Source organism: Allobosea sp. LjRoot9 (assembly GCF_964252745.1).
In the GTDB taxonomy this organism is placed as follows: Bacteria; Pseudomonadota; Alphaproteobacteria; order Rhizobiales; family Beijerinckiaceae; genus Allobosea.
Window position 1 is genome coordinate 1,271,332 of record NZ_CAXUPC020000001.1, and the last position, 18,713, is coordinate 1,290,044.

At 65.1% G+C, this 18,713-nt stretch carries 16 protein-coding genes; 10 read left to right on the forward strand and 6 right to left on the reverse strand.

Translation table 11 applies throughout. The features are described from left to right. The first annotated feature begins 13 nt into the window (after positions 1 to 13). A complete protein-coding gene (locus ACSQ3P_RS05995) occupies positions 14 to 445 on the forward strand; it encodes a hypothetical protein (protein WP_436164668.1) in 432 nt (143 codons plus the stop codon). Positions 446 to 526: 81 nt separating this feature from the next. Here the strand turns inward: ACSQ3P_RS05995 and ACSQ3P_RS06000 are convergent, their stop codons facing one another. Both ACSQ3P_RS06000 and ACSQ3P_RS06005 read right to left on the reverse strand, forming a co-directional pair. Further along, positions 527 to 2,818: a mechanosensitive ion channel family protein gene (locus ACSQ3P_RS06000; protein ID WP_436164669.1), complete on the reverse strand. Its 2,292-nt coding sequence runs from the start codon at positions 2,816 to 2,818 to the stop codon at positions 527 to 529. Between the two features lie 89 nt (positions 2,819 to 2,907). Then, entirely contained in the window at positions 2,908 to 4,098 is a 1,191-nt protein-coding gene (locus ACSQ3P_RS06005) for a pyridoxal phosphate-dependent aminotransferase (RefSeq protein ID WP_436164670.1), read from the reverse strand. Positions 4,099 to 4,257: 159 nt separating this feature from the next. Between ACSQ3P_RS06005 and ACSQ3P_RS06010 the strand changes: the two genes are divergently transcribed. From ACSQ3P_RS06010 to aat, 5 genes are all read left to right on the forward strand, one after another. Continuing rightward, positions 4,258 to 5,079 carry a DsbA family protein gene (locus ACSQ3P_RS06010; RefSeq protein ID WP_436164671.1) on the forward strand — a complete coding sequence of 274 codons (822 nt, stop codon included), beginning with the start codon at positions 4,258 to 4,260 and terminating at the stop codon, positions 5,077 to 5,079. A gap of 103 nt (positions 5,080 to 5,182) precedes the next feature. After that, a complete protein-coding gene (aroQ, locus tag ACSQ3P_RS06015; protein WP_069691500.1) occupies positions 5,183 to 5,641 on the forward strand; it encodes a type II 3-dehydroquinate dehydratase in 459 nt (152 codons plus the stop codon). A gap of 78 nt (positions 5,642 to 5,719) precedes the next feature. After that, positions 5,720 to 6,181, forward strand: coding sequence for an acetyl-CoA carboxylase biotin carboxyl carrier protein (accB, locus tag ACSQ3P_RS06020; protein WP_436164672.1), 462 nt, complete (start codon positions 5,720 to 5,722; stop codon positions 6,179 to 6,181). 44 nt (positions 6,182 to 6,225) lie between these two features. Then, positions 6,226 to 7,587 carry an acetyl-CoA carboxylase biotin carboxylase subunit gene (gene accC / locus ACSQ3P_RS06025; protein WP_436164673.1) on the forward strand — a complete coding sequence of 454 codons (1,362 nt, stop codon included), beginning with the start codon at positions 6,226 to 6,228 and terminating at the stop codon, positions 7,585 to 7,587. 282 nt (positions 7,588 to 7,869) lie between these two features. Further along, positions 7,870 to 8,550, forward strand: a complete 681-nt coding sequence (gene aat / locus ACSQ3P_RS06030; RefSeq protein WP_436164674.1) for a leucyl/phenylalanyl-tRNA--protein transferase — start codon at positions 7,870 to 7,872, stop codon at positions 8,548 to 8,550. Between the two features lie 63 nt (positions 8,551 to 8,613). On the opposite strand, the gene ACSQ3P_RS06035 is transcribed toward aat, so the two are convergent. Beyond that, positions 8,614 to 9,234, reverse strand: a complete 621-nt coding sequence (locus ACSQ3P_RS06035; protein ID WP_436164675.1) for a DUF2155 domain-containing protein — start codon at positions 9,232 to 9,234, stop codon at positions 8,614 to 8,616. 215 nt (positions 9,235 to 9,449) lie between these two features. Between ACSQ3P_RS06035 and ACSQ3P_RS06040 the strand changes: the two genes are divergently transcribed. Together ACSQ3P_RS06040 and ACSQ3P_RS06045 are read left to right on the forward strand one after the other, a co-directional pair. Then, positions 9,450 to 10,793, forward strand: a complete 1,344-nt coding sequence (locus ACSQ3P_RS06040; RefSeq protein WP_436164676.1) for an Nramp family divalent metal transporter — start codon at positions 9,450 to 9,452, stop codon at positions 10,791 to 10,793. Positions 10,794 to 10,861: 68 nt separating this feature from the next. Continuing rightward, positions 10,862 to 11,530, forward strand: coding sequence for an isochorismatase family protein (locus ACSQ3P_RS06045; RefSeq protein WP_436164677.1), 669 nt, complete (start codon positions 10,862 to 10,864; stop codon positions 11,528 to 11,530). Positions 11,531 to 11,552: 22 nt separating this feature from the next. Here the strand turns inward: ACSQ3P_RS06045 and ACSQ3P_RS06050 are convergent, their stop codons facing one another. After that, positions 11,553 to 11,963 (reverse strand): NADH:ubiquinone oxidoreductase subunit NDUFA12, encoded by a 411-nt coding sequence (locus ACSQ3P_RS06050; protein WP_069691493.1) that lies wholly within the window; start codon positions 11,961 to 11,963, stop codon positions 11,553 to 11,555. A gap of 70 nt (positions 11,964 to 12,033) precedes the next feature. Further along, a complete protein-coding gene (locus ACSQ3P_RS06055) occupies positions 12,034 to 12,537 on the reverse strand; it encodes a hypothetical protein (protein ID WP_436164678.1) in 504 nt (167 codons plus the stop codon). A gap of 931 nt (positions 12,538 to 13,468) precedes the next feature. On the opposite strand from ACSQ3P_RS06055, the gene ACSQ3P_RS06060 reads away from it, so the two are divergent. After that, positions 13,469 to 17,194, forward strand: coding sequence for a vitamin B12-dependent ribonucleotide reductase (locus tag ACSQ3P_RS06060; protein ID WP_436164679.1), 3,726 nt, complete (start codon positions 13,469 to 13,471; stop codon positions 17,192 to 17,194). 196 nt (positions 17,195 to 17,390) lie between these two features. On the opposite strand, the gene ACSQ3P_RS06065 is transcribed toward ACSQ3P_RS06060, so the two are convergent. Continuing rightward, a complete protein-coding gene (locus tag ACSQ3P_RS06065; protein ID WP_436164680.1) occupies positions 17,391 to 18,032 on the reverse strand; it encodes an alpha/beta hydrolase family protein in 642 nt (213 codons plus the stop codon). Between the two features lie 81 nt (positions 18,033 to 18,113). Here ACSQ3P_RS06065 and msrA point away from each other — a divergent pair, with 81 nt between their 5' ends. Next, a complete protein-coding gene (msrA, locus tag ACSQ3P_RS06070) occupies positions 18,114 to 18,632 on the forward strand; it encodes a peptide-methionine (S)-S-oxide reductase MsrA (protein ID WP_436164681.1) in 519 nt (172 codons plus the stop codon). Positions 18,633 to 18,713: the final 81 nt, after the last annotated feature.

Below are 18,713 nucleotides of genomic sequence, written 5' to 3' on the forward strand. Positions count from 1 at the left end.
CGAGATGCTTGCGATGCCGCTGCCCCGCAATCGCGAAAGACAGGTGCTGACCGCGATCTGCATCGCGGCACTTCTCGGCTTGGCCTGGATGGGATGGCAAGCGCTCGGAGGGCTTGGCGTCGGAATCCTCGGCCTTCTCGTGTTGTTCGTCGCTGTCAGGGTCGAGCTTGAAGGCAACGGGCCCGTCGGCGCGCAATCGAACCCGGACTTCTATGCCAGACAGGTGCGTGGCGAACGCGAGCAGCCTCACACCGATCGAGTGAGTCGCCGGGCGGAAAATGCGGCGTTCGTTTCATCGGCACGCATCGGCGTAGTGGCGGGCGTGGTCCTGACTGCAATCGGCTTCGGACTGCTGTTTTCCGGAGCGGTCCCCAATGGACCGATCGGCCTTTTTGAGCTTGGCGATGTTTTTGTGAGTCTGTTTTGGAAAGGGCGGCCTTGGTGAAACGCTCGGCCGCTCAGCACACACCGTTTTGAATGCGAGTGCGGCTCAACCTGACCCTCACTTGCGCCGGCGACGCGCAAATCATCCCGCGGCCGGCGCGAGCGGACTCGGTGGCGGCACGGCGCTGATCGCCGCCGCCGCTCCTGCATGTGAACCCGCCTCCCCGCCGCGCACCGTCACGGCGTTCGAGGCGAAGGGCACCCCCGCCTCGTTGAGCGCGCGATAGACCCGTTTCAACGCCTCGCGCTGGAGTGACGATGCCTGGTTCGGCTTGGCGGTGAATTTCAACCGGATGACGATGGCGCTGTCGGTGATGTCGGCGACGCCTTGCATCTTGAGCGGCGCGATGAAATGCGGTGCGAATTCCGGATCTTCGAGCAAGGCCAGGCCGGTCTTCTTGATCGCCTTACGCGCCTTTTCGATATCCGCGGAGTGATCGAGCCTGACATTGAACTTCAGCGTCGCCCAGTCGCGGCTGGCATTGGTGAGGGAGGGAATCTGGCCGAAGGGCACCGTGTGAATCTGCCCGCTCTGGTGGCGCAACTGCATCGAGCGCAGCGATATCTTCTCGACCGTGCCCTTGAGCCGCCCGGTATCGACATATTCGCCGACGCGGAAAGCATCCTCGATCATGAAGAAGAAGCCGGAGACGATGTCGCGCACCAGCGCCTGCGAGCCGAAGGAGATGGCGAGCCCCAGAATGCCGAAGCCGGCGAGCAAGGGGCCGATATCGACGCCGAGTCGCGACAGCACGACAAGCCCGGTCAGGCCGACGACCGCGCCCAGCACGACCCCGCGCAGAACCGGCAGAACGGTCGCGAGGCGCGAAGGGATGCTCTCTTCATGCGTGGCGTCCTCGTCGACGGGGCCGGCCGCGCCGCGCTTGGGCGCATAGGCGTCGAAGAAGGCCCGCAGGAAGACGAGCGCGACCCAGCCCGCAAAGGCGAGCATGGCGACGCCAGCCGCCCGCTGCGAGAAGGCGGAGAACTCCGTCGAGCTCCCGCCAAGGAGGAAGCCGCCCCAGAGCCGCGCCAGCAGATAGAAGCCGCCGGCCCAGATCACGCCCCCGGCGGCCGCCCGCGCTGCATGGCCGAGCGCGAGCGTAAGCGGCGCACGCTCGCCCAGGGCGGCGGCATGCGCTTGCCGGCAGGCCATCAGGCTGGTGATGCCGACCGCCAGGATCGGCACCAGCACGATGATGAGCTGCGTCAATCCGGCAGCTTCGGTCCAGCGTGCCCCGCCCTCCATCATGGCTGCCGCGTTGCCGACCATCCAGATCGCCACGGCCGAGGCGGCATAGAGCCAACCGGCCCCGACCGCGATCACCCGCCGGCCCAGCCTCGGCTCATGCGATGATCCGAGGATGAGCGCTCCGAGATCGTGTCGCGCATCGATGAACCACCACGCCTTGAACAGCGTCACGGCAATGCCGACCAGTGCGAACAGCCCCGCGACCAGGCCGGGGCCAGCTGCGTGCTGGCCTGCGACCGCAGTCGTCAGCAGGATCGGCGAGGCGATGCCGAAGAAGGCGAGCAGGCGGAAATGCCGGTTGGCCCGCGGCAGCGGCATGATCCGCCGCTCCGGTACGCCGGGAGACAGCAGGAAGCGCCCGAGGATCAGATGTCCCGCCCCGATCACGACGCCGTTGGCGATGACACGCAAGGTCGTCGCGGCAAGATCGGGTTCGGGCAACCAGAGCATGCGCGCGGCATGCAACGCCGCCAGGCCGACCGTGAGCGTCATCAGATCCTGGAACAGTCCCCAGGACGATGCGATCAGGCGCGGCGTGAACTCAGGCCCTTTGGGCCACAGCCGACGCGCGAACCAACCCGCGGTCGCGAAACGGAACAGCCCTGCCGCGGCGATTGCGAGCGCCAGGCCAGCGATGATCCCCCAGCCGGCCGGAAGCTCGCTCACACCGTTGCGGTTCTGCGCCCAGGCACTCCGCCAGGCGTCCGGCAGCGCAGCCAAGCGCGGGACCGCGCTCAGCCCTTGGGTCAACCCGTCGACGAAATGATCCCAGAACGCCTCGATGGGTGTTTCGCCCTGATCCGGGCTGGTGCTTGCCGGCGGTGTGGCAGCGTTGTTCGTGGCTGCCGCTGGTGCGGCCTGGACGGGCTGGTCCTTGCCGGCGATCCTGATCTCGACCTTGCGGCCGCCGACCGACAAGGCGTCGACCAGCTTGCGCACCGTCTCCGGCGTCTCGTCGCCGCGCAGGGTCAGCGTGACATTCGCGTTGCCTTGAGCCTGCGCGTCGCCTTGAGCCTGGGCGAAGCCCATGGGAGCGAAGCCCAGCATGGCGACCAGGAACAAGAGCAGCGCCAGGGCGCAGGGCGCGACCGGTACGCGCGAAGACGCAAAGCGATGTCGCATCGAACCCGCTCCCAACACCAAGGACAGCGCGAATTGGACGGGAATCCCCGCTCTTGGCAAGCGCTGGGCTGCCTCTGCCCGTTTTGCGCTCAGCCGCGCTTCAGCCAGGCCCCGATCCGTTCGACTGCCTGCTCGCATTCCGTCAGCGAGCCGGCGAAGGAGAGCCGCACCGTACGGGCTCCACGGCTTTCGTCGAAATCGAGCCCAGGCGTGATCGCGACGCCGGCATGGTTCAGAACATCGCGGCAGAAGGCCATGGAATCGTTCGAATATCGGCCGATGTCGAGATAGATGTAGAAGGCCCCGTCGACAGGCAGGAAGTCACCCAGCCCGATCTCCGGCAGGGCCTTCAGCAGATAGGCGCGGTTTGCCGCGTAGCCGGCCTTGATCGCCTCGCACTCTTCGGTCGCCTCAAAGGCCGCCTCGCCCGCGACCTGGCTGAGATAAGGCACCGAGATCGACAAATTCTGCTGCAGCCGCTCGATCGTGCGCACCAGCCGCTCGGGCACCACGAGCCAGCCGACGCGCCAGCCGGTCATGCAGTAATATTTCGAGAAGGAGTTGACGATGATGGCGTCGGGATCGGCGGCGAGCGCCGTCGTCGCAGGCGCCTCATAGGTCAATCCGTGATAGATCTCGTCGGAGATGTACCAGAGGCCGAGCTTGCGGCACTCCGCCGCCACGGCGGCTATGGCGTCGGGCGCCATCACCACGCCGGTCGGATTGGCGGGGCTCATCGTCAGCACGCCGGCGAGCGGAGCCTGGGCATGCGCCCTGGCGATCAGCTCCGGCGTCAGCGCGAAGCGGGTCTCGGGCCCGACCTCGATCGCGACCGGCTCCAGCCCCAGCGCGATCAGGATGTTGCGATAGGCCGGATAGCCCGGCGCAGTGATGGCGACACGCGCACCGGGCTGGAAACAGGCCAGGAACGCCAGGATGAAGCCGCCGGAGGAGCCGGTCGTGACCACAACGCGTTGCGCCGCCACGCCGACGCCATAAGCATCCCGATAATGCCGCGCGATGCGTTCCCTCAGCGAATCCGTGCCGAGCGCCTGGGTATAGCCGATGCGACCATGCTCCAGCGCGCGGCCGGCTGCCGCGCGGATGCTGGCCGGTGTCGGTGCGGAAGGCTGCCCGACCTCCATATGCACCACCGAACCGCCATTCCGCTCGATGGCAGCGGCCTGGTTCATCACATCCATGACGATGAAGGGCGAAACACGCTCGGCCCGCGCGGCGAGCGCGGGCATGAGGAGGCCGGAAGGAGCTGGCTGGGTCATGCCCGTTGCCGTAACCGAGCCGCCCTTATCCCGCAACCGCTGTCACAGCTGTGATTTGACGCAATCCCGGCAAGAGCCCAGAAGCAATTTTGAAGGTTTTCCGAAACCATGATGGGGCGAGATGCCCTGCCGGCCAGAGCCGGCCTGCCCGAAAGGACGATGATGATCGCGCTTCCCTTCCTGCTGCGGCTTGACCTCGCGGTGCTGCGCCGCGCCGGCCTCGCGCTCTCCGCGCTCCTGGTTGCCGGCAGCCTGACGATGGCGCCGGCTCGCGCGCAAAGCTCCGCCCTCACCCCCGAGCAGCGCAAGGCCGTGGTCGATCTGATCCGCGAGACGCTGCAGCAGAACCCCGAACTGGTCCAGGAAGCGCTGATCGAGATCGAACGCCGCAACACGGTTGCCCAGGCCGAGGCGCAGCGCAGCGCGGTCACGGCCGAGAAGGCCCGCCTCGTCGATCCCGCGACTTCGGTGATCGTCGGCAACCCACAGGGCGACGTCACCATCGTCGAGTTCATGGATTACAATTGCGGCTTCTGCAAAAGGGCGCTGGAGGATGTCCGTGCGCTTGTCAAGGAAGACCCGAAGCTCAAGGTCGTGATCAAGGATTTCCCGATCCTCGGACCGGATTCGGTCGAGGCCAGCCGCGTCGCGGTCGCCGCCATGAATCAGCTCCAGGGCGCGAAATACTTCGAGTTCCACAACAAATTGATGGCGACCAAGGGGCGCGTCAACGGCGCCAAGGCTCTCGAGGTCGCCAAGGATGCCGGCGCGGATATCGAGCGCCTGAAGAAGGATATGGACGCCTCGGCGACCAAGGCCGTGATCGAGGACACCGTTGCCCTGGGCGATCGCCTGGGCCTGACCGGCACGCCCGCCTTCATCCTGGGCGACGAGGTCGTCTTCGGCGCAGTCGGCCAGGCGGCGCTGAAAGCCAAGATCGACGCCGTCCGCAAATGTGGCAAGGCGACCTGCAGCGGCTGAGGCCTGCCGACTTTGGTCGGGTTTCGCCCTTCCCCTGCCGGTCCGCAGCGTTTATGAGGGCGGCGTCTGCCGCTTTCATGCGGCGCTGGAATCACCGCGCACCATGGTCGCCGTCCACGTCCTCAACGGTCCCAATCTCAATCTGCTCGGCACCCGCGAACCCGCCACCTACGGCGCGGTGACGCTGGCCGGCGTCGAGGAGAGGCTCAAGGCCAAGGCGCTCGCGGCCGGTGTCGAATTGACCTTCCGCCAGACCAATTACGAGGGCGAGCTCGTCAGCTTTATCCAGCAGGCAGGCCTGGCCGGCGCGGGTATCGTCATCAATGCCGGCGCCTATACCCACACCTCGGTCGCATTGCGCGACGCGATCAAGGGCACCGAGGCGCTCGCCATCGAGGTGCATGTCTCCAATGTCCATGCCCGCGAGGAGTTCCGGCACCATTCCTACATGGCGCCGGTCTGCGTCGGCGTGATCTGCGGCTTCGGCGTCGCCAGCTATGATCTTGCTTTCGACGCGATCGTGCCGCTTCTGCAGAAGCGGCTCGCGAAACCGGCGGCCTGAACCGCCAGTATCTTCCACAGGATGGCGTGAGCGCGCTGAGCGCTCCGCTGCCAAGACGACAAAGACGGTGACACCGCCATGGCGACCAAGAGCCCGATCGACCCCGAACTGGTGCGCGAACTCGCGCAGCTTCTGAACGAGACCGATCTGACCGAGATCGAAGTCGAAAAGGGCGATCTGCGCGTCCGCGTGGCCCGGACCATCACGGCAACCGTGCAGGTTCCCGCTTCCGCAGCGCCCCTGCCGGTCGCCGCCGCGGCGCCCATCGCCGCTGCTCCGGTCGAGGGCAAACCGTCCGCTGCCCATCCCGGCGCGGTCGCCTCGCCGATGGTCGGCACGGCCTATCGCCGCGCCTCGCCCGAGGCCAAGCCCTTCGTCGAGGTCGGCAGCGTCGTGAAGGCGGGCGAGCGCGTCCTCCTGGTCGAGGCGATGAAGACCTTCAACGACATCGTCGCCCCCCGCGCCGGCAAGGTCGTCGCGATCCTGGTCGAGGACGGACAGCCGGTCGAGTATGGCGAACCGCTGCTGGTGATCGAGTGAGCCGGGCCCCGAGCGAGGATGGCCGATCCGATTTGGGCTTCAAGATGTTCGACAAGATCCTGATCGCCAACCGGGGTGAGATCGCGCTGCGCGTGCTGCGCGCCGCCAAGGAATTGGGTATCGCCACGGTGGCGGTGCACTCCACGGCCGACGCCAACGCCATGCATGTGCGCCTCGCCGACGAGAGCGTCTGCATCGGCCCGCCCTCGGCGCGCGAGAGCTATCTCAACATTCCCGCCTTGATCGCGGCTTGCGAGATCACCGGCGCGGATGCCGTCCATCCCGGTTACGGCTTCCTCTCCGAGAACGCCCGCTTCGCCGAGATCCTGGACCGGCACAACATCACCTTCATCGGTCCCAAGGCCGAGCATATCCGCAGCATGGGCGACAAGATCGAGGCCAAGCGCACAGCCAAGGCGCTCGGCATCCCCTGCGTGCCGGGTTCGGAGGGCGGCGTCACCGACGATGACGAAGCCTTGCGGATCGCAGCCGAGATCGGCTTCCCCGTCATCATCAAGGCGGCGTCCGGCGGCGGCGGCAAGGGCATGAAGGTCGTGCGCAATGCCGACGACATGTCGGTAGCGCTCTCGACCGCCCGCACCGAGGCAAAGGCCAATTTCGGCGACGATGCCGTCTATATCGAGAAATACCTGGAGAAGCCGCGCCATATCGAGATCCAGGTGCTCGGCGACGGCAAGGGCCACGCCATCCATCTCGGCGAGCGCGACTGCTCACTGCAGCGCCGCCACCAGAAGGTCTGGGAGGAAGGCCCCTCGCCCGCACTGAACGCCGGCGAACGCGACAAGATCGGCATGGTCTGCGCGAATGCGATGGCCAAGCTCGGCTATCTCGGCGCCGGCACGATCGAGTTCCTCTACGAGGATGGCGAGTTCTATTTCATCGAGATGAACACGCGCATCCAGGTCGAGCATCCCGTCACCGAGATGATCACCGGCATCGACCTCGTCAACGAGCAGATCCGGATCGCGGCCGGCGCCCCGCTCTCGATCATGCAGAAGGATGTGGTGATCGAGGGCCACGCCATCGAATGCCGGGTCAATGCCGAGCATCCCGCGACCTTCCGGCCTTCGCCGGGCAAAATCGCGTCGTTTCATACGCCGGGCGGCCTCGGTGTGCGGGTCGATTCTGCCGCCTATCAGGGCTACACGATCCCGCCGCATTACGATTCGCTGGTCGGCAAGCTGATCGTCCATGGCCGCAACCGGGCCGAATGCCTGATGCGCCTGCGCCGCTCCCTCGACGAATTCGTCGTCGATGGCGTCGACACCACGCTGCCGCTGTTCCGCACGCTGGTACGCAACCCCGACATCCTGAACGGCGACTACAACATCCACTGGCTGGAGAAATTCCTCGCAGCCGGCGGGATGGGCGAAGACGGCACGTAAGATATCGTTCTCCCCCTCATCCTGAGGCGCCGCGCAGCGGCGTCCCGACGGATGCTTCGGAAGGCTCCGGAAACATCTGGAGCCCCTTCGACACCTAGAGCAATTTCCGCTCGAGTTGGATCGTTCAATTGCTCTAGCTCTTTGTTTTGACGCGTTTTCTTCACGCGAACCGGTATCCACTTCGCTCGAAAACGCTCTAGCCTATTGCTGCTCCTCAGGATGAAGCCTGAGGAGCGCGGAGACCGATTTGACTCCCCGCGCGGCCCGCGCTCCCATCACGCCATGAAGGCCCGCTCCGTGCCCGTCCGCTCGCCGCTGATCACGCCTGAGATCATGCTGCGTGCCTATACTGCCGGCATCTTCCCGATGGCGGAGAGCGCCGACGACCCTAATCTGTTCTGGGTCGAGCCCGAGATTCGCGGCGTCATCCCGCTTGCCGCCTTCCATCTGTCGTCGCGCCTAGCCCGCACCGTCCGCTCCGACCGGTTCGAGATCAGGGTCGACAGCGCCTTCGACCATGTCATCGCGGCCTGCGCCGAGCCCAAGCCCGACCGGCCCGAGACCTGGATCAATGGCCGCATCCGCGAGATCTTCGGTGAATTGTTCCGCCTCGGCCATGTCCACACGGTCGAATGCTGGCGTGAGAACAGACTCGTCGGCGGCCTCTACGGCCTCTCGCTTGGCGGCGCCTTCTTCGGCGAAAGCATGTTCCACCGCGAGACCGACGCCTCGAAGGTCGCCCTCGTCCATCTCGTCGCACGGCTCAGGCGCGGCGGCTACAGCCTGCTCGACGCACAGTTCCAGACCTCGCATCTCGCCCAGTTCGGCACCCAAGAGGTCCCGCGCTCAGCCTATCAGGGGCTGCTGGAGCGAGCCGTCGCGAAACCCGGCAATTGGTGGTCCTGGCCCAGGGGCGCGAACACCGATGGGCGGCAGGCGCTGGTCGAACTCACTCCAGGCTGAGGCCTCGCCTCTCGGGAAGGCCGGCTCGATCTCAACCCTTGAGCCAGAACAGGCCGAACGGTCTCAGCGATTGCCGCCAGTAGCCGGATCTCTGGGACCGGTGGGGTTGGTGGGGAAGAAGCGCTGGCTCGGCGCCTGGCGCGGCGCGACCGGCACGCCCTGGGGCGGCTGCACATCAATGCGTCCGCCCGGTGCCGGCGCGTTCGGCGCCTGATTGACGTCGCGGGCCGGGCCGGTGCGCGGCCGGCGCGGTTCTTCGGGGACCGGGGCCTCCGGCTCCTTGGGATCGACGACGAGTTCCGTTCCGCCTTTGCAGTCGGTCAGCCAGACATCGTAGATCGCATGCTCGACGCCGTGCAGGCCGGGGCTCGCCGCATACATCCAGCCGGTGAAGATGCGCCGGTATTCGTTGTTGAAAGTCACCTCGTCGACCTCGGTGAAGGAGGTCGTCTGCGGCGCTTCCGTCGGCGGGCGCGTCCAGCAGACGCGCGGCGTGATCTGCAAAGCGCCAAACTGCACCGTCTCGTCGACCGCCACCTCGAAGGAGATGATCCGCCCTGTGATCTTGTCCAGCCCGGCGAAGACCGCAGTCGGATTGCGGATGCGATCGGCCGCAGCGGGCCCACCCAGCGCAAACGAAACAAGCGTAGCAAGGGCCAGAACGGAAAGGCTGCGGGACGGCATGCTCAAAACGATTCTCTGTCGCGCGAGGTCTCCGCGCGCTGGCGGCTTACCATGGCAAAGCGAGCGGAAAAAGGGCGATTGCGGTCTCCGCGCCAGCCATGCCTCATAGTCATGGACGCCGGGCGTTCCCATCACACGACAGCGTGATTTTCCTTGTTGCGAATAATTTGCAGAAATGTATCTTGCAAATAATTCGCAAGAGCAGGTGATGCGCAATGGACGCCTTCGTCAGGAAGCCCCCCGCCGGTTGGCGCCAGGATCGCGGCGAGGCCTCGCTCACCGACGTGCATCGCTCGGTCGACGTTCAAGCCTCCAAGCCAGGCTGGCGACGCGCGGTCGCCTTCGTCGGCCCGGGCTATCTCGTCGCCGTCGGCTACATGGATCCGGGCAATTGGGCGACTTCGATCGCCGGCGGCTCCAAATTCGGCTACACCCTGCTCATCGTCGCGCTGCTGTCGAACATCATGGCAGTCGTGCTGCAGGCGCTCTGCGCGCGGCTTGCCATCGGTTCGGGCCGCGATCTCGCCCAGGCCTGCCGCGACTCCTTCCCGAAGCCGGTGGCGCTCACACTCTGGTTTCTCGCCGAGACCGCGATTATCGCGACCGATATCGCAGAGGTGATCGGCACCGCGATCGGACTCAACCTGATCTTCGGCATCCCGCTCGAGATCGGCGTGCTGATCACGGCGCTCGACGTCTTCCTGATCCTGTATCTGCAGCGGCTCGGCTTCCGCTGGGTCGAGGCGTTGATCATCACCCTGCTTGGCGTCATCGCTATCTGCTTTGCGATCCAGATCGCGCTGGCCGATCCCGATTGGGGGGCGGTGATCAGGGGCTTCGCGCCGACGACGCAGATCGTCACCAATCCCGAAATGCTCTATCTCGCGCTCGGCATCCTGGGTGCGACGGTGATGCCGCATAATCTCTATCTGCATTCGGGCATCGTGCAGACCCGCGCCTATGGCGAGAGCCTGCCCGAGAAGCGCCAGGCGTTGAAATACGCCACGATCGATTCGACGGTGGCGCTGACCTTCGCGCTCTTGATCAATGCCTCGATCCTGATCCTGGCGGCGGCGACCTTCAACAAGACCGGCCAGACCGATGTCGCAGAGCTCGGCGAGGCGCATAAGCTGATCGGCCCGCTGCTGGGGCTGGCGATCGCACCAACCCTGTTCGGCATCGCCCTGCTCTGCTGCGGCATCAATTCGACGGTGACCGCGACGCTGGCCGGCCAGATCGTCATGGAGGGGTTCCTCAAGATCAAGCTGGCGCCCTGGTTGCGTCGCCTGATCACGCGCGCCATCGCCATCGTGCCTGCCGCCGCCGTGACCATCTGGTATGGCGACAGCGGCACGGCGCGGCTCCTGATCCTGACCCAGGTCGTACTCAGCCTGCAACTCTCCTTCGCTGTCTTCCCGCTGGTGATGTTCACCGCAGACAAGGCGAAGATGGGCGCGCTCGTCGCTCCGCGCTGGCTCGCCATCTTCGCTTGGCTGATCGCGATCGTGATCGCGGCGCTCAACATCAAGCTGCTGTTCGATTTCGTCATCGGCGGCTGACGCGACGATTGCTCTGGCGACCGCGAATCGGCTCTCTTCCGCTAGAGGCTGATCGCGCGGGACGACAGATGACATTGCGCCATCCAAGCGGCATCGACGAGGCCGTCGTCGCCAAGGTCGTGTCCCGGCGCGGGCGTCTCCATGCCTTCGAGAGCCTGAACCCGGCGCTGACCGCGCTCGTCGTCATCGACCTGATGCGCGCCTCGGTCGAGAATGACGAAGCCTGCCGCGAGATCGTCAGCCCGATCAACCGGATGGCGGCAGCGCTGCGCGGCCGCGGCGGCACGGTGGCATGGGTCACCGCAGCGCCGATGCCGCCGGAGAGCCCTGTCCTGGCGGCGATCCATGGCCCGCAGCGCCTGCGGCATTTCCAAGACGGCGCCCGGCCCGACGACCCGCGCTCGCGCCTCTGGCACGAACTCACGCCGCAGCCCGGCGACATCCACGCCATGAAACAGGGCTACAGCGCCTTCTTCCCGGGACGCTGCGACCTGCACGCGCAATTGCAGCGGCGCAAGCTCGACACGCTGCTGATCGCCGGGACGGTCACGAATATCTGCTGCGAATCCTCGGCGCGCGACGCCGTCGAACTGGGCTATCGCGTCGTCATGGTCTCGGACGCGAATGTCGGCCACGCCCACGGCCTGCACGAGGCCTCGCTGACGACGATCTATCGCTGCTTCGGTGATGTCAGGCCGACAGCGCAGGTTTTGGAATTGATCGCTGCCACGGCATGAAGCGCCCTGCCCGGCCGGCGCCTCAGCGCCCCGGCGTCCAGGCCTCGTAGTCGCCGGTCGCCGGCGGGCGGTGGCCCCCGGCCAGCGTCGAACCCTGCGGACGATAGGCCAGCGCCGTGCCGGTCCAGTTCTGCTGATGCGGCTCTTGCCACTCGCGTGGCTCGTAGCGCTCCTCGGAGGGCGCGACATCGACGGTGTGATGCAGCCAGCCATTCCAGCCCGGCGGGATCTTGGAGGCTTCGGCTTCGCCGTTATAGACGACCCAGCGACGCTGGATGCCGAGCGCCTTGTCCTTCACCCCGCCCTTGGTGCGGTAATAGACATTGCCGAACTCGTCGGCGCCGACCCGCTCGCCGAAGCGCCAGGTGTGGAAGCGCGTGCCGATGGTCTGGCCGTTCCACCAGGTGAAGATCTGCAGCAGCAAAGGCTTCATGAAAGTGCGCCCCTCGCGGTCGGTTTGCCTGGGCGACTTATGGAGAGATGGAACGGCGCTGTCCAGACCTCTACGCGCGTGGGCCGCCCGACCATCTGTCATTGGTCGACCGCTCCTTGCAGCGGATCAGCGTCATGACGGCCAGCACATCCTCATGCGCGGCCTGAAGCTGCCGCGTGCCCTTATGGCGGAAAATCACGTTGGTGGGATGAACCCGGGTGCTCGAGGCGATGAGCGTCGCAACGACCTCCAGATTCTCCGGGTTCAGGTCATTAGGCTTGCTTGTGGGCTTGGGAGCCTGGGCCATAAATCGGGCTGCCGAACTCACCTCCATGACGACATGGGCGGTCGAACCCGAGACGCTGGAACTCGTGAAGGTCATCCCGTTGATCGGCATGCCGCTCGCGGAGATACCGGTTTTATTGATGACGATGCGAGGGCCGCCGCAGCCCTTCTTGGCCGACGACCACTCGCCGGCGAAAGCCGGCGACAGCGGTTCCTGATCTGTACATCCAGGCAGCGCCAAGAATCCAGGCAACGCCAGGACCGGCAGAACAAAGGCGAGGCGTCGCATCGGCTTCTCCCGAACCACTCTCGAGCAGGATGCGAAAAAGTGGGCACCGGTTTTTCGCATTGATCCTGCTCTCACTCCCGGGATGAGAGACGGATTCAGATTTCACATGGGATCACACAGTGATCCCATGTGAAATCATCCGGCTCTGGCGGTGAGACGCATAGCCTTTTCACCTTAACTGGCCGCTAAACGGACAGCCGAAAGCCCGCGGTGACCAACCGATGGGCTTGAGGCTTGGCCACTCGCTCGGAGAAACCGTCGCCCTCGATGATTCATGCTACGGCGAGGATTCATGCGACCGCGAATATCGGCGCCACGATTCGGCCTTGATTCGAGATCGGTCCCATAGCGCCCGGCTTTGGCGAAGCCCGCATGGATTCAAGCACTTGATCGCGCCTCCGCAGATACCGCTTTCGTCCATGGCCGAAAGATCGCCCCACTAACCCTAGGTTAACCATGATAGCGCGCATTTGATGCGTTTCTTCGGCGCGCGACTGTGGCAAGCTGGCGCTGCGGAGAGGATTCGTCCCGCGATTCCCAAGGCTTAGCGTGGGCCTTGAAACTTATCCCCATAACTCACACCTACCTACCAGATGTCGTGTCCACAGGGTTTGATGCGCACTAATCCTTGACGTGGCGACCCATTCGGGACTAAATTTTGACAGTCGCGTGACGGCCGGCGGAAACGCCATCGACACCCGCAAAAGAGTTTCCGGAAGGGTCGAGGCGATCATCACGTGGCATGCCGGCAACGGCGGCGGCGAGCGATTGTTTGCGGACTGTTCTGGCCGCAACCGGACGAGAGAAGGCGGAGCATAGCCGCCGCGACGTCCACGGGGCACAAACCGAGTTGGGCTGACATCAGGAGCCGGTGATCAACCGGCCGCGCGGGGCTCAGGAAGCCCGCGGCATTGCATGGGGATACGAGATCATGCGCATCGAGCGCCGCTACACCTCCGCCGGCCAATCGCCTTACGCGGCGATTCCGTTCCGCTCTGCCGTCAGCGAGATCCGCAATCCCGATGGCTCGATCGTGTTCCGGCTGGAGGGCATCGAGGTGCCCGAGGCTTGGTCGCAGGTCGCCAGCGACGTGCTCGCGCAGAAATACTTCCGCAAGGCCGGCGTTCCGGCGGCCCTGAAGAAGGTCGAGGAAAACGACGTCCCCTCCTTCCTCTGGCGCTCCGTGCCCGATGAAGCCGCGCTCGCCAAGCTCCCTGAAGCCGAGCGCTTCGTTTCCGAGATCTCATCCAAGCAGGTCTTCGACCGGCTCGCCGGCTGCTGGACCTATTGGGGCTGGAAGGGCGGTTATTTCTCCTCCGAGGAGGACGCGCAGGCTTTCCATGACGAACTGCGCTTCATGCTCGCGACCCAGCGCGTCGCGCCGAACTCGCCGCAATGGTTCAACACCGGCCTGCATTGGTCCTATGGTATCGACGGCCCGAGCCAGGGCCATTTCTACGTCGACTTCAAGACCGGCAAGCTGGTGAAGTCGAAGTCGAGCTACGAGCACCCGCAGCCCCATGCCTGCTTCATTCAGGGTGTGCAGGACGACCTCGTCAATGAGGGCGGCATCATGGATCTCTGGGTCCGCGAGGCACGCCTGTTCAAATACGGCTCCGGCACCGGTTCCAACTTCTCCCTGCTGCGCGGCGAAGGCGAGAAACTCGCCGGCGGCGGCCGCTCCTCGGGCCTGATGTCCTTCCTCAAGATCGGCGACCGGGCTGCGGGCGCGATCAAGTCGGGCGGCACGACGCGACGCGCCGCCAAGATGGTCGTGGTCGATGTCGACCACCCCGATATCGAGACCTATATCGACTGGAAGGTGCGCGAGGAGCAGAAGGTCGCCGCCCTCGTCACCGGCTCCAAGGTCGTCCAGAAGCACATGAAGGCCGTGATGAAGGCCTGCGTGAACTGCGAAGGCGATGGCGATTCCTGCTTCGACCCCGAGAAGAACCCGGCGCTGAAGCGCGAGATCAAGCTCGCCCGCAAGGCGATGGTGCCCGACAACTACATCAAGCGGGTGATGCAGTTCGCCAAGCAGGGCTACACAGACATCCAGTTCGATATCTACGACACCGACTGGGATTCGGAAGCCTATCTCACGGTCTCCGGCCAGAACTCGAACAACTCGGTCTCGCTGACTGACGACTTCCTGCGCGCCGTGGAGACCGACGGCGACTGGAACCTGACCGGCCGCACCACCGGCAAGATCACCAAGACGCTGAAGGCCCGCGACCTCTGGGAGAAGATCGGCTACGCCGCCTGGGCCTCGGCCGATCCCGGCCTGCACTTCAACACCACGATGAACGACTGGCACACCTGCGCGGCCTCCGGCCGGATCCGGGCGTCCAATCCGTGCTCGGAATACATGTTCCTCGACGATACGGCCTGCAACCTGGCTTCGGCCAACCTGCTGCAGTTCTATGATCGCGAGGCCAAGGCCTTCGATGTCGCAGCCTATGAGCATCTCTGCCGGCTCTGGACGATCGTCCTCGAGATCTCGGTGACGATGGCGCAGTTCCCCTCCAAGGAAATCGCCGAGCTCTCCTACGAATACCGCACGCTCGGCCTCGGCTACGCCAATATCGGCGGCCTCTTGATGACCATGGGCCTCGGCTATGATTCCGACGAGGGCCGCGCGCTCGCCGGCGCGCTGACCGCGGTCATGACCGGCGTCTCCTATGCGACCTCGGCCGAGATGGCGGGCGAGCTTGGCCCCTTCCCCGGCTACAAGAAGAACGCCGCGCATATGCTGCGCGTCATCCGCAACCACCGCGTCGCGGCCCATGGCCAGGCTTCGGGCTATGAAGGCCTGCAGGTCACGCCGGTCCCGCTCGACCACGGCACGCTGGCGCGCCTGGGCGGCTCCAGCGCCCTGCTCTCGGAACGCGCCCGCATCGCCTGGGACAATGCGCTCGCGCTCGGCGAGAAGCATGGCTACCGCAATGCGCAGGCAACCGTGATCGCACCGACCGGCACGATCGGCCTCGTGATGGATTGCGACACCACCGGCATCGAGCCCGATTTCGCCCTGGTGAAGTTCAAGAAGCTCGCCGGCGGCGGCTACTGGAAGATCATCAACGGCGCGGTGCCCGACGCTCTGCGCGCACTCGGCTACCGCGAGAGCGAGATCGCCGAGATCGAGGCCTATGCGGTCGGCCATGGCACGCTGGCGCAGTCGCCCGGCATCAACCACGGCTCGCTCAAGGCCAAGGGCTTCACCCAGGACAAGATCGACGCGATCGAGAAGGACCTGAAAGCCGCCTTCGACATCAAGTTCGTCTTCAACAAATGGACGCTGGGCGAGGATTTCCTCGTCAACACGCTTAAGGTGCCGGCTGAGAAACTCGCCGAGATGTCCTTCGAATTGCTGCCTTTCCTCGGCTTTTCCAAGGCCGAGATCGAGGCTGCCAACGTGCATGTCTGCGGGGCGATGACGCTGGAAGGTGCGCCGCATCTCAAGCTCGAGCACTACAACGTCTTCGACTGCGCCAACCCCTGCGGGCGCATCGGCAAGCGCTATCTCTCGGTCGAGAGCCATATCCGCATGATGGCTGCAGCCCAACCCTTCATCTCGGGGGCGATCTCCAAGACCATCAACATGCCCAACGACGCCACCGTCGAGGACTGCAAGAGCGCCTATATGCTCTCCTGGAAGCTGGCGCTGAAGGCCAACGCCCTCTACCGCGACGGCTCAAAGCTCTCGCAGCCGCTGAACTCCGCCCTGATCTCCGACGAGGACGATGAGGAGGACGCCGTCGAGGCGCATTACCAGCAGCCGATGGCCGCCCGCACAACGCAGATCGCCGAAAAGATCGTCGAGCGCATCATCGAGAAGGTCGTCCGCGAGCGCGAGAAGATGCCCTCGCGCCGCACAGGCTACATCCAGAAGGCGGTCGTCGGCGGCCACAAGGTCTATGTCCACACCGGCGAATATGCCGATGGCCGCCTCGGCGAGATCTTCATCGACATGCACAAGGAGGGCGCCGCCTTCCGCGCGATGATGAACAATTTCGCCATCGCGGTGTCACTGGGCCTGCAATACGGCGTGCCGCTGGAGGAGTATGTCGAGGCGTTCACCTTCACCCGCTTCGAGCCCTCGGGCTTCGTGCAGGGAAACCAGTCGATCAAGAACGCGACCTCGATCCTCGACTATGTCTTCCGGGAGCTCGCGATCTCCTATCTCGGCCGACACGACCTCGCCCATATCGACCCGAGCGAGATCGGCCATGACGTGATCGGCGGCGGCGTCGGGCAGGACAAGGCGCCTGACACGGCCACGCCTATCACCACGAGCCCGCTGGCCTCGACCGGCTTTCGGCGCGGCAAGCCGATGAACTTCCACGCCATCCAGGGCGGCGGCGGCCTCGCTACCGGCACCGAGACGGTGGCGCGCGGCGGCGCCACAGTGACCGCGCTGATCACCACGAGCCCGACGGCGCTCAAGGAGGAGCCTGAAGCTTACGGCGAGGCCGACATGGCCAAGCTCGGCTTCTCGGCCCCCGCCGCCCAGCCCAGCGCATCCGAGCGCCGCGCTGAGGCGATCATGAAGGGCTATGTCGGGGACAGCTGCGGCGAATGCGGCAACTTCACGCTGGTGCGAAATGGGACGTGTTTGAAGTGCAACACCTGCGGCTCGACGACGGGTTGCTCGTGAGACCGCACGCATGCAGGATCGTGAAAATCGAGGCATAGTGTTGCCGCGATTGTAGAAAAAGTTCCGCAATCCGACCTGCGCCGCCCGGCAACCAAGCCGGGCGGCGCTTCGTTTCCAGCAAATCAAGAATCAGGTGCACCGCGAGGCATCCGTTGGTCCCGTTGACGTTGAAGGTGGCGATTTTCATCGCCCCGTCCTAGCTCGTGATCCGCTCGGCCCAGGCCGAAACCGCCTCAGCCATGGTCTTCAGATGGTCGGTGGCAGAAAAGCCGGAAACGGATTTCCGCGGCTTCAGATCGTGGTCGCCGTCCTCAAGCCACAAAATCTCGATGGCCGGTGACAGCGTGTAGGCGGACACCTCGTCCCGCATGCCGAATTGGTCGCGCGTGCCCTGCACAATCAGCGTCGGGATTTTCAGGTCGACGAGGTGCGCCGTGCGCAACTGCTCGGGCTTGGCCGGCGGATGAAAGGGATAACCAAGGCACAGCAGGCCGTGGGCTCGGCCGGAGGCGAAGAGGCCGTCTGCGACCATGCTGGCGACCCGGCCGCCCATCGACTTGCCGCCGATGATGAGCGGACTTTTTGCATCAAGCGCGTCAATAGCGGCGAGGTATTCTGGATTGAGCTTTTCCGCTCGCGGCGGGGGCTTGCGGCCCGACACCATTCGTCGGCCCGCCATATAGTTGAACTCAAAGCGAGCCACACGAAGGCCCGATCCCGCCAAGGCCTTCGCCGTCGCTGTCAGCGAGGGCGAATCCATCGGCCCGCCAGCGCCGTGCGCGAGCAGGACCGTTCGTTTCGCCTGTTCGGGACCGTCGAAGAGAAACCTCACCGCCATCCGCCTCCTGCGCTCCCTGCCTGATATCTTGTTCGACAATGCCTATATTCGGGCCAACCTATAATCAGGAGGTTCAGAGCCATGACAACGGAACGCGCAGTGCTTGCCGGCGGTTGCTTCTGGGGCATGCAGGATCTGATCCGCCGCAGACCCGGCGTGATCTCCACCCGTGTCGGCTATTCGGGTGGCGAGGTGCCCAATGCCACGTACCGCAATCATGGCAACCATGCGGAGGCGATCGAGATCGTGTTCGACCCGGCCCGGACGAGCTACCGCGACCTGCTCGAATTCTTTTTCCAGATTCACGACCCGACGACGCGCGACCGTCAGGGCAACGATATCGGCGCGAGCTACCGCTCGGCGATCTTTTATGTGAGCGACGAGCAGAAGCGTGTCGCCGAGGAGACCATCGCCGACGTCAACGCGTCGGGGATTTGGCCCGGCAAGGTCGTGACCGAAGTGACCCCGGTCGGCGATTTCTGGGAGGCCGAACCGGAGCATCAGGACTACCTGGAGCGCTATCCCGCCGGCTACACCTGCCATTTCCCGAGGCCGAACTGGAAGCTGCCGATGCACCAGGACATCAGCCGCGCCGGATGAGGCCTCTGCGGATCGCCGCGGTCCGGCTTGCCACGGCCATTCGCACTAGCTCTGGAACATGGTTCAGCCCGTCGATCGGCG

Excerpts from the sequence above, each read along its gene's own strand:
- ACSQ3P_RS06010 (WP_436164671.1), top strand. The coding sequence starts at position 4,258 with ATGATGATCGCGCTTCCCTTCCTGCTGCGGCTTGACCTCGCGGTGCTG.
- aroQ (WP_069691500.1), top strand. The coding sequence starts at position 5,183 with ATGGTCGCCGTCCACGTCCTCAACGGTCCCAATCTCAATCTGCTCGGC.
- ACSQ3P_RS06050 (WP_069691493.1), bottom strand. The coding sequence starts at position 11,963 with ATGAAGCCTTTGCTGCTGCAGATCTTCACCTGGTGGAACGGCCAGACC.
- ACSQ3P_RS06065 (WP_436164680.1), bottom strand. The coding sequence starts at position 18,032 with ATGGCGGTGAGGTTTCTCTTCGACGGTCCCGAACAGGCGAAACGAACG.
- msrA (WP_436164681.1), top strand. The coding sequence starts at position 18,114 with ATGACAACGGAACGCGCAGTGCTTGCCGGCGGTTGCTTCTGGGGCATG.
- aat (WP_436164674.1), top strand. The coding sequence starts at position 7,870 with ATGAAGGCCCGCTCCGTGCCCGTCCGCTCGCCGCTGATCACGCCTGAG.
- ACSQ3P_RS06055 (WP_436164678.1), bottom strand. The coding sequence starts at position 12,537 with ATGCGACGCCTCGCCTTTGTTCTGCCGGTCCTGGCGTTGCCTGGATTC.
- accB (WP_436164672.1), top strand. The coding sequence starts at position 5,720 with ATGGCGACCAAGAGCCCGATCGACCCCGAACTGGTGCGCGAACTCGCG.
- ACSQ3P_RS06005 (WP_436164670.1), bottom strand. The coding sequence starts at position 4,098 with ATGACCCAGCCAGCTCCTTCCGGCCTCCTCATGCCCGCGCTCGCCGCG.
- ACSQ3P_RS06035 (WP_436164675.1), bottom strand. The coding sequence starts at position 9,234 with ATGCCGTCCCGCAGCCTTTCCGTTCTGGCCCTTGCTACGCTTGTTTCG.
- ACSQ3P_RS06045 (WP_436164677.1), top strand. The coding sequence starts at position 10,862 with ATGACATTGCGCCATCCAAGCGGCATCGACGAGGCCGTCGTCGCCAAG.
- accC (WP_436164673.1), top strand. The coding sequence starts at position 6,226 with ATGTTCGACAAGATCCTGATCGCCAACCGGGGTGAGATCGCGCTGCGC.
- ACSQ3P_RS06040 (WP_436164676.1), top strand. The coding sequence starts at position 9,450 with ATGGACGCCTTCGTCAGGAAGCCCCCCGCCGGTTGGCGCCAGGATCGC.
- ACSQ3P_RS05995 (WP_436164668.1), top strand. The coding sequence starts at position 14 with ATGCCGCTGCCCCGCAATCGCGAAAGACAGGTGCTGACCGCGATCTGC.
- ACSQ3P_RS06000 (WP_436164669.1), bottom strand. The coding sequence starts at position 2,818 with ATGCGACATCGCTTTGCGTCTTCGCGCGTACCGGTCGCGCCCTGCGCC.
- ACSQ3P_RS06060 (WP_436164679.1), top strand. The coding sequence starts at position 13,469 with ATGCGCATCGAGCGCCGCTACACCTCCGCCGGCCAATCGCCTTACGCG.